The sequence below is a fragment of the Mesorhizobium sp. M7A.F.Ca.US.006.04.2.1 genome (assembly GCF_004022915.1).
Lineage (GTDB): Bacteria > Pseudomonadota > Alphaproteobacteria > Rhizobiales > Rhizobiaceae > Mesorhizobium > Mesorhizobium ciceri.
In genome coordinates this window covers 1-1,202 of record NZ_RZQA01001277.1, presented here as the reverse complement: position 1 = coordinate 1,202, position 1,202 = coordinate 1, and the positions used below count along the sequence as shown (strand labels likewise).

Annotated in this window: 2 protein-coding genes; one reads left to right on the top strand and one right to left on the bottom strand. The window is 62.5% G+C overall.

Annotation, left to right across the window (positions count from 1 at the left end; all coding sequences use genetic code 11):
* On the top strand, positions 1 to 739 hold a 739-nt coding region (locus tag EN925_RS36585; protein ID WP_128337402.1), incomplete at its 5' end, for a LysR substrate-binding domain-containing protein.
* Between the two features lie 122 nt (positions 740 to 861).
* On the opposite strand, the gene EN925_RS36580 is transcribed toward EN925_RS36585, so the two are convergent.
* The coding region (locus tag EN925_RS36580) for a DUF1761 domain-containing protein (RefSeq protein WP_164894693.1) at positions 862 to 1,202 on the bottom strand (341 nt) is incomplete at its 5' end.

Genomic DNA, 1,202 nt, shown 5'->3' with positions numbered 1-1,202 from the left:
GAACAGCACCGTTCCCGCCTCGGTGGACGCGCTCGACCTGCTTGGCCGGGCTGTTTCGCGGGCGCAAAAGCTGACGCGCGGCACCGCTCTCTTGAAGGTAACGCTCGACGCGCAGTTCGCGTCAAAATGGCTGATGCGACGCGTCGACGATTTTCGCAAGCGTCACACCGATATCGAATTGCGATTCGACATCGCCTATGAAGTGCGGGATTTCGAACTTGACGACATCGATGTCGGCATCCGTTTTGGCGCCGGCAAATATCCGGGCCTTCGCACCCACCGGCTGTTCGACAACATCCTCATTCCGGTGTGCAGCCCGAGCCTCTTGACGTCCGGTCCGCCGCTGCGCGAGCCGCGCGACCTGTTCAATCACACGCTTGCGCATATCGAATGGTCGCGGCAAGGCGTGACGTGGCCGAACTGGCGGATGTGGATGGCGGCGGCCGGCATCAATGATTTCGACGACAGCCGGACAGTCGTGTTCGGAAATTCCACGGATGCCGTCCAGGCTGCGCTCGACGGCAATGCCGTTGCGCTCGCCGATTTCGCCATGGTGGCGAACGACCTTTCCCAGGGCAGGCTGGTGCAGCCTTTCGAACTCGGCCTGCGGGTGGCGCCCGAGTTCGCCTATTTCCTGGTCTATCCCGAAAATACCGCCGACGATCCACGCATCGTCGCCTTTCGCGAATGGATGCTAGAGGAAGTCGCCAAGACGCGGACCACGGATAAAGGGCAGTAGGGCAGTAGGGCAGTAGGGCAGTAGGGCAGTAGGGCAGTAGGGCAGTAGGGCAGTAGGGATAGGCGTCGGTGCCGTCTGCCCCCTATTCCCCTACTGCCTTACTGCCCTACTCCCTTCTTGACTCAGCTTGCCACCGCGCCGAACCAGCCGATCACGGCGCCGATGATCAGCAGCACGCCGAGCCAGTGGCCGCCGTCGATGAGGGTCAGGTCCCAGCCGAAATTCTCGTAGCGATGGTTGACCGAGAGCGTCGTGGCGACGAAACCCAGCCAGAGCACGAAGCCGAAGACAAGTCCGGCGAGCCATGTCGGCTCGCCGCCGGTCATCGCGCCGACGACCAGGGCCATTATGGTGGCCATGACCAGTTCGGCGATGAAGCTGACGACGAAGGGCAGCGGCGACTTCTTCATCGTGGCCGGATCGAGCTTGGCGGCCTTCAGCCACGGCTTGCTCAGGCTCATGT